The organism is Streptacidiphilus pinicola, from assembly GCF_003258295.1.
GTDB classification, from domain to species: Bacteria; Actinomycetota; Actinomycetes; order Streptomycetales; family Streptomycetaceae; genus Streptacidiphilus; species Streptacidiphilus pinicola.
Genome location: NZ_QKYN01000040.1, coordinates 142,127 through 150,112, shown reverse-complemented (window position 1 = coordinate 150,112; position 7,986 = coordinate 142,127). Strand labels below are relative to the sequence as shown.

Below are 7,986 nucleotides of genomic sequence, written 5' to 3'. Positions count from 1 at the left end.
GGGGGGGGGTCGGGGCGTGTCCCTGACGTGCGGCGCCCGCGACTACATCAGGAACCGAGCGGCAATGCGGCAGTTGGCGTGGAAGTTCGGCTCGGCGCCGTCATCGGTGTCGTCGGTCGCGCGCGGTTGCGGCTGGGGAAGGGGCCACACGGGCTCCCACTGCTCCGCCGGCTCGAGTGGGGCGGTGATGACTTGCTGGCTCATGGCCGTTCGCCTCCGGGGTTCGCGGCGCATATTCTCGTCGCCGCTCTTCAAGATCCATGGGATCACCCGCCCGGTTGCCGTGCGCTCTGTCTTGACGCGATCGCTGCGCCGGAGCGTCTGACTCTGACGCTGCCTTGTCGCCCGCGTCGCCCCTCTCGGGACGGCCGTCCCGAGAGGGGGGAGCGCCGTGTGACAGACGGGAAGTGTGCGCGCGGCCTGAGGCCGTCGACGGGGGCATGAGCGACAACCCGCGTCCGGCACTGTACGGGGTGCGTTACGCGCCCCGTCTGGTCGGTCGCGCCGCGAGCGCGGAGCTGCGACCGGTGCAGGTCGTGGGCCGTCACTGCGAGGCGGGCGACGTGCTGGCCGCCGGGGTCGAACTCCCGGCGGACATCCGGCCGGGCGACCTGCTGGCCGTGCCGGCCTCGGGCGCCTACCACCTCTCCTTGGCCTCGGGCTACAACCTCGTCGGCCGCCCCCCGGTCGTCGCGGTCACCGGCGGGACGGCGCGGCTGCTGGTCCGCCGCGAATCGCTGGCCGACGTGCGCAGCCGCGACGTCGGGCTCTGATCCTCAGGCCTTTCGCGCGGCGTCAACGCTCCTGAGTCAACGGCGATTCAGGAGACGGACACCCATCGGCGCGCCTTAGATCGGCTGCAAGCGCATCGGGTTCGAAGAGATGCGGCAGGTCGTTCTGTACGCGCTGCCCGAGAGCCCCGCGTAGTGATGGCGTCAGGATTGGCCGCGCGCGCGTCGGGACCGCGTCAAGACGCGCGCGGCGGGACATGCCCGACGGAGCGCGCAGGGACGATGGGAGCAGCCGGTCGGACGGGGACGAACGGAGCGGACGTGGGCGGCGTGGAGGAGCGGACATGACGGGGCACCGACTTACCGTGCTGAGCCGCAGCGGTGCCCCGGTAGCCGTGCGCGCCCGGCGCGTCGAGGGCGCGGTCATCGCCTGCGCCGCGTCCGTGGCGTGGGCTGCATACGCCGGACTGGCCTCCCTCGCGGCGGGGGCGCTCACGGGATCGGTATCGCTGCTGGCGTTCGGGCTCGGCTCGCTGATCGACGGTTCGGCGTCCGCCGTCCTGGTGTGGCTCTTCCGCGCGGAGCGGGATCGCCCCGGTGCGACCGCGGGGCGGGGGCGGAACGAACGGGTCGCCACGAGGGCCGTGGCGACCGCGATGCTGGCGGCCGCCACGTACGTGCTGGTCCAGTCGGTGGAACTGTTGGCGAGCGGAGCACACCTGGGCCGGGGCGGCCCGTCGTTGATCCTGCTCGTGTGTTCCGTGGTGCTGCTTCCGCCGCTCGGCCTGGTGAAGGCACGGCTGGGCCGGCTCCTCCACCATCCGGCCCTGCGCGGTGACGGAATCCTCTCCCTCGTCGGCGGCGCGCTCGCGCTGGCTGGGCTGGTCGGCCTCTATACCGACGAGCACTTCGGCTGGTGGTGGGCGGACCCGCTCGCCGCCCTGCTGATCGCCCTGGTGCTGCTCCGCGAAGGCGTGCGGACGCTCCGGCCGCGAGAACCGGAGCGTCCGGCGGGTGGGGCGGAGCCGGAAGGCCCGACGCTCCTCAGCCGAGTCCGGGGATGAACTGCACCACGGTCAGGTCGATCAGCTTGATGCCGACGAATGGCAGGACGAGCCCGCCGGCTCCGTAGACCAGCAGGTTCCGCCGCAGCAGGTCCGCCGCCGAGGAGGGCGTGTAGCGGACGCCGCGCAGCGCCAGCGGGATCAGCGCCACGATGATGACGGCGTTGAAGATGATCGCCGAGACCACGGCGGACCGGGCGCTGTGCAGGCCCATGATGTTGAGAGCCGCGAGCCCCGGATACGCCCCCGCGAACATCGCCGGGATGATGGCGAAGTACTTGGCCACGTCGTTGACGATCGAGAACGTCGTCAACGCCCCGCGTGTGATCAGCAGTTGTTTGCCGACCTCGACGATCTCCAGGAGCTTGGTCGGGTTGGAGTCGAGGTCGACCATGTTGCCGGCCTCCTTGGCGGCCGACGTGCCGGTGTTCATGGCGACGCCGACGTCCGCCTGGGCCAGCGCGGGCGCGTCGTTGGTGCCGTCGCCCGTCATGGCGACGAGCTGTCCGCCCTCCTGCTCGCGACGGATCAGGGCGAGCTTGTCCTCGGGGGTGGCCTCGGCCAGGAAGTCGTCAACGCCCGCCTCCGCCGCGATCGCGGCAGCCGTGCGGGGGTTGTCTCCCGTGACCATGACGGTGCGGATGCCCATCCGGCGCAGGTCCGCGAAGCGCTCGCGGATGCCGGGCTTGACGACGTCCTTGAGGTGGACGACACCTAGCACGGCGATGCCGTAGGCGTCCTCCAGGGCGACCAGCAGCGGCGTCCCGCCCGCCGCGGCGATGGCGTCGGCGGTGCGCGCCGCGTCGTCGGGGACGGTTCCGCCGGACTGGGTGACCCAGCCGGCGACCGACGCCGCGGCGCCCTTGCGGACGCGCGTGACGGTCCCGTCCTGCCAGCGCATGTCGACGCCGCTCATCCGGGTCTGGGCGCTGAACGGTACGAACGTTGCTTGCCCGAGCGCACCCTCGCTAGGCAGGTCGAGCCCGTATTCCTGCTTGGCCAGCCTCACCACCGACCTGCCTTCCGGGGTCTCGTCCGCGAGGCTGGAGACCTGCGCTGCCTGCGCCAGCTGCAGCGGGTCGACGCCCGGCAAGGGGAGGAATGCGGCCGCGCGGCGGTTGCCGAAGGTGATCGTGCCGGTCTTGTCGAGCAGCAGCGTCGACACGTCCCCGGCCGCCTCGACCGCGCGGCCCGACATGGCCAGCACATTGCGCTGCACCAGACGGTCCATGCCCGCGATGCCGATGGCGGACAGCAGCGCCCCGATCGTGGTTGGGATCAGCGTCACCAGCAGGGCGACCAGCACGACCGTGCTCTGCTCGGCGCCGGCGTAGGAGGCCATCGGCTGGATCGCCACGACGACCATGACGAAAATGATGGTCAGCGAGGTCAGCAGCATGCTCAACGCGATCTCGTTCGGCGTCTTCTGCCGTGTCGCCCCCTCGACGAGGGCGATCATCCGGTCCAGGAAGGTCTGGCCAGGGCGCGAGGTGATGCGGACGACGAGCCGGTCCGACAGGACCCTGGTCCCGCCCGTGACGCCGGAGTGGTCGCTCGCGGCGGCCCGGATCACCGGCGCGGACTCCCCGGTGATCGCCGACTCGTCCACGGAGGCCACGCCGCCGATCACGTCGCCGTCCCCGGGGATGATCTCCCCGGCCTCGACCAGTACGCAGTCCAGCGGCCGCAGTTCGGAGGCGGGGATGACCTCGTGGTGGAAGTCCTGCTGGTAGGGGCGCCAAAGCTTGAGCAGGCGTGCGGTGGTGTCCGTGCGCGCTCGCCGCAGGCTCACCGCCTGGGCGCGTCCGCGCCCCTCGGCCACGGCCTCGGCCAGGTTGGCGAACACCACGGTCAGCCAGAGCCAACCGCTGATCACCCAGGCGAACACGCTGGCGTGCATCACAGCGGACAGGGTGGTCAGCACGCCGCCGACCTCGACCACGAACAGCACCGGGTTCTTCACCATCGTGCGGGGGCGGAGCTTGCGCAGCGCCTCCGGCAGGGAGCTCAGCAGCATCCGCGGTTCGAGCAGCCCGGCGGCGACCCGCCGATGCCCTCCGCCCCGGCCGCCCGGCCCGGCTGCGTGCGGGGGAAGCTGCGGGGCGTCGTGCACGGCGCCCTTCTTGGGGGACAGGAGCGACATCGGTGAGCGGCCTCTTCCGGAACGGGAACCTTCGGCAATCCACCCAACACGGGCATACGACCTGCTCGTGACGTTTCTATCGCTCCCTTGTCGGTGCCCCCTCAAAGATTTGCGTCCACTTGACGCCCGACGCTGCCTCTGGCGAGGAAGGCCTCCCCCGATGGAGGAGGAGGCGCGAGGTGTTCGGTCCTGCCGACTCACAGGCTGCGAACCACTGCCGCTGACGTTGCGTCAGCTCTAGCATCCGACTATGCGAACCCCAAGGATCCTCGCGGCCGTCATGGTCGTCCTCGCGTTCCCGCTCGCCGCCTGCTCGGGCGGCGGCGGTGGCGGCGGCAAGGAGACCAGTAACCTTCCGGCGGCGGCGCAGCTGCTGAGCAGCGGTGCGACGGCGATGACCGCGGTGCGGTCGTTGCGGTTCTCGATCGACGCCGGCGGGCAGATCGCGGGTCTGGCCCTGCGCAGCGCCACCGGGCAGCTGACCCGGGCCGGGAACGCGCAGGGCCACGCGTCCGTCTCGGAGAGCGGCACGCTGGTGGAGATCGACTTCGTCATCATCGGCTCCACCGCCTACATCAAGGGTGCGACCGGCGGATACAGCAAGGTCCCGCTCGCGGTCGCCGCCTCGCTCTACAACCCCGAGGCGATCCTGGACCCGGACAAGGGCGTCGTGAAGCTGCTCCAGACGGCGAGCGCCGCCCGGACGGTGGACCGGGAAACGCTGGACGGGCAGGCGGTCTACCACGTGCAGGCACAGCTGGCGCAGCCCGTGCTGGCGACACTGGTGCCCGGCGACTCGCAGAGCGAGCAGGGCGATCTGTGGCTGACGGTCTCCTCGTCGCAGCTCGTGAAGGTCTCCTTCCCGGTGCAGACGGCGTCGGGGGGCAGCGGCTCGGTGACGGCCTCGTTCTCCGACTTCGACGCGCCGGCCGCGATCACCGCCCCGTCGTCGTGACGGACGTCGACGACGTCGGCACCGGGACGGAGCCCGGCCGGCGGCACGTCGTCCTCGGCGTCACCGCCGTGGTCGCGCTGCTCGGGTCGCTGGACGCGTACGTCATCGTCACCCTGCTGAACCCGATCACCGACGAGCTGGGCATCCCCGCCAACCATCTGGAGCGGGCCACGGCGATCGTGACGGCGTACCTGCTCGGCTACGTCGCCGCCATGCCGCTGCTGGGGCAGACCGCGGACCGGTTCGGGCCGCGGCGAGTGCTGCAGTGCTGCCTCGTCGGCTTCGCGGTCGGCTCGGTGCTCACCGCGAGCGCGCACAGCCTGCCCCTGTTGGTCGCGGGGCGGCTGGTGCAGGGCGCCGCCGCGGGAGCGCTGCTGCCGGTCGCGCTCGCGCTGGCCGGGCGTCTGTTCCACGGCGGGGCCAGACCGGTGGCGCTCGGCTCCGTGGGCGCCGCGCAGGAGCTCGGGAGCGTGCTGGGCCCGCTGTACGGGGCCGGTGTCGCGGCGCTGACGGGCTGGCGCGGGGTGTTCTGGGTCAACGTCCCGCTCGTGCTGGTCGCGGCGGTGGTGACCCGGTTCGTCGTGCCCGCAGAGGCCGCGCCCGAGTCGGGCGAACCGGCCGGGAGTCGACGCACGGACGTGGTCGGCGGCCTGCTGCTGGCGGTGGCGCTCGCGCTGCTGGTGGCGGCCCTGGACAACCAGGACCCGCAGCGGTCGGTGCTGCCGAGCTGGGGCCCGCCCATGCTGCTCGGCAGCGCGGTGGCGCTGGCCGTCTTCGTGCTGTGGGAGCGCCACAGCCAGGTCCGCCTGATCGACACTCGGCGCATCCGGCGGCGCCCCTTCGCCGCCGCGATGGCGATCAGCTTCTGCGCGGGCGTGGCGCTGCTGGTCACGCTGGTGGACGGCGAGTTGGTGGCGCAGTCGCTGCTGGGGGAGAGCTCGGTAGGCGGCGCGCTGCTGCTGATGTGGTTCCTGACGGCTCTGCCGGTGGGTGCCGTCCTCGGCGGGTTGGCCGGGCGCCGGCTGGGGCACGCGGTCGTGGCCGGGGTCGGCATGGCGGTGGCCGCCGGCGGCTACCTCCTGATCGCGGCCTGGCCACTGGCGGCCCTGACCGCCCACCTCGGCCCGCTGCCGCTGGTGCAGACCGACCTGGTGATCGCGGGCCTGGGCCTGGGCCTGGTGATCGCGCCGACGGCGGGGGCGGTGCTGGACTCGACGGACCCGGGACAGCACACCACGGCCTCGGCCGCGGCGGTCATCGCCCGGACCGTCGGCATGCTGGTCGGCGTGGCCGCGCTGTCGGCGTGGGGGCTGCACCGCTTCGAGACGCTGACGGCCCACCTCGACATGCCCATTCCGGGCACGGCCGGCTTCGGGCCGGCGTGGTCGGCCTACCAGCACGCGCTGCACCTGGCGCTGCACACCGAGTACAGCGACATCTTCCGGGCGACGGCCGTGGTCTGCGCGCTCGGCGCGGTGTGCGCGCTGGGACTCGCGGGCTCGGCGTCCGGCGACCCGGCGCGGTGACCCGCCTGGGCTGACCCGAGTTCGCCGAGTTCCTGGGTCAGTAGCCGGTCCCTCCCTTGACCCGCGCCCGCTCGACATCGCTGGTGGCACCCTTCTGGTCCAAGGTGGCACAGGCACGGCCGATGTCTTCGGTCAGGCGTTCGACCTGCTCGCGGCTCATGGTCTCTTTGACCAGGGCCCTCAAGATCTTCACTCCCTCGGCGTTGGGCGGAAGCGTGTAGGCCGGCACCATCCAGCCGCGCTCGGCCGAGAGCTGCCAGGCGATGTCGGACTCGTCATAGGCATGTTTGCCGACGAGGCGGAAAGCGACCAGCGGTAGCTGTTCGAGGTCGCTGCCGATCACCTCGAAACGGCCGCTGCTGCGCAGGTTGTCCGCCAACGCTCGGGCGTTCGACTGCATCGTCTCCATGACGTAGGTGTAGCCCTGGCGACCCAGCCGTACGAAGTTGTAGTACTGCGCGAGCACCATCGAAGCGCCGGTGGAGAAGTTCAGCGTGAACGTCGCGTCGGTCTTGCCCAGGTAGTTCTCGTAGAACACGAGGTCCTTGGCCAGGTCGGACTCCTCGCGGAAGATCAGCCAGCCGATGCCGGGGTAGACCAGGCCGTACTTGTGTCCCGAGACGTTGATCGATCGGACCTGCTCGAGCTGGAAGTCCCATTTCGAGTCCGGGTAGAGGAAGGGCCACACGAAGCCGCCGCTGGCGGCGTCGACGTGGATCGGGATGTCGAGGTCCCGTTCCTTGCGGACGTCCCGCAGAAGCTTGTCGATCCCGACGACGTCGTCCTTGTGGCCGGTGAAGGTGGTGCCGAGGACGGCGACGACGCCGATCGTGTTCTCGTCGAGGTGAGCCGCCACGTCCTCAGGACCGATCGTGTACTTGTTCTCGGCCAGCGGCACGATCCGCGGCTCGACGTCGAAGTAGCGGCAGAACTTCTCCCACACGACGTGGACGTCGCCGCCGAAGACCAGGTTGGGCCGGTCGACCGACAGCTTGGCCGCCTTGCGGCGCTCCCGCCACTTCCACTTCAGCGACAGCGCGCCGAGCATGATCGCCTCGGACGAGCCCTGGGTCCGACAACCGGCGGTCTTGCCCGGTGCGTGGAAGAGATCGGCGAGCATCCGCACACAGCGCTGCTCGATCTCCGCGGAGATGGGGTACTCCGCGTGATCGATGAAGTTCCGGTGGAGGTTCTCAGCGATGATCCGCTGTGCCTCCGGCTCCATCCACGTGGTGACGAACGTGGCGAGGTTGCGCTGCGGGTCGCCCTCCATGACGAGGTCCGCGTCCAGCAGCCGCATGGCGTCCAGCGCGGTCATGCCCTCCTCGGGAAAGGTCTCCGAAGGAGCGGGCTTGGTCAGGAAGCGATTACCGAACAGGGCCACGACGTCACTCTTGCTCATGTCTGCGACTCAACCACTCCCGGTTCGGGAGCCATGCCCAGGACTCGTGCCCCGGACTCGAAAACACCCGAACGGCACAGTGCGGCGCGCGCGGTTCGAAGTCCTTCGATTCGCCCGAGCCGGAAGGTGCGGGTTCGATGGTCGTAGGGAGGCCGACCCCGCGAC

General features: G+C 71.1%; 6 protein-coding genes and 1 pseudogene. 4 read left to right on the top strand and 3 right to left on the bottom strand.

Annotation, left to right across the window (positions count from 1 at the left end):
- Positions 1–42: 42 nt before the first annotated feature.
- On the bottom strand, positions 43–204 hold the full coding sequence (locus DN069_RS40000; RefSeq protein WP_165845470.1) for a hypothetical protein: 162 nt from the start codon (positions 202–204) through the stop codon (positions 43–45).
- A 221-nt stretch (positions 205–425) separates the two neighbouring features.
- On the opposite strand from DN069_RS40000, the pseudogene DN069_RS11630 reads away from it, so the two are divergent.
- Together DN069_RS11630 and DN069_RS11625 are read left to right on the top strand one after the other, a co-directional pair.
- Positions 426–773 (top strand): annotated as a pseudogene (locus DN069_RS11630) (diaminopimelate decarboxylase); the annotation flags it as partial.
- A 302-nt stretch (positions 774–1,075) separates the two neighbouring features.
- A complete protein-coding gene (locus DN069_RS11625; protein ID WP_111500841.1) occupies positions 1,076–1,795 on the top strand; it encodes a cation efflux transmembrane domain-containing protein in 720 nt (239 codons plus the stop codon).
- Here the strand turns inward: DN069_RS11625 and kdpB are convergent.
- Positions 1,776–3,938 carry a potassium-transporting ATPase subunit KdpB gene (kdpB, locus tag DN069_RS11620; protein WP_111500840.1) on the bottom strand — a complete coding sequence of 721 codons (2,163 nt, stop codon included), beginning with the start codon at positions 3,936–3,938 and terminating at the stop codon, positions 1,776–1,778. The two genes, DN069_RS11625 and kdpB, sit on opposite strands and share 20 nt — an antisense overlap.
- Positions 3,939–4,188: 250 nt before the next feature.
- Between kdpB and DN069_RS11615 the strand changes: the two genes are divergently transcribed.
- Both DN069_RS11615 and DN069_RS11610 read left to right on the top strand, forming a co-directional pair.
- Complete coding sequence (locus DN069_RS11615) at positions 4,189–4,893, top strand: LppX_LprAFG lipoprotein (protein ID WP_111500839.1); 705 nt, start codon at positions 4,189–4,191, stop codon at positions 4,891–4,893.
- Complete coding sequence (locus DN069_RS11610; RefSeq protein ID WP_111500838.1) at positions 4,890–6,419, top strand: MFS transporter; 1,530 nt, start codon at positions 4,890–4,892, stop codon at positions 6,417–6,419. Before DN069_RS11615 ends, DN069_RS11610 begins: the two co-directional genes overlap by 4 nt.
- Before the next feature lie 37 nt (positions 6,420–6,456).
- Here DN069_RS11610 and gad read toward each other — a convergent pair whose 3' ends face one another.
- Entirely contained in the window at positions 6,457–7,821 is a 1,365-nt protein-coding gene (gene gad / locus DN069_RS11605) for a glutamate decarboxylase (RefSeq protein WP_111500837.1), read from the bottom strand.
- Positions 7,822–7,986 lie beyond the last annotated feature (165 nt).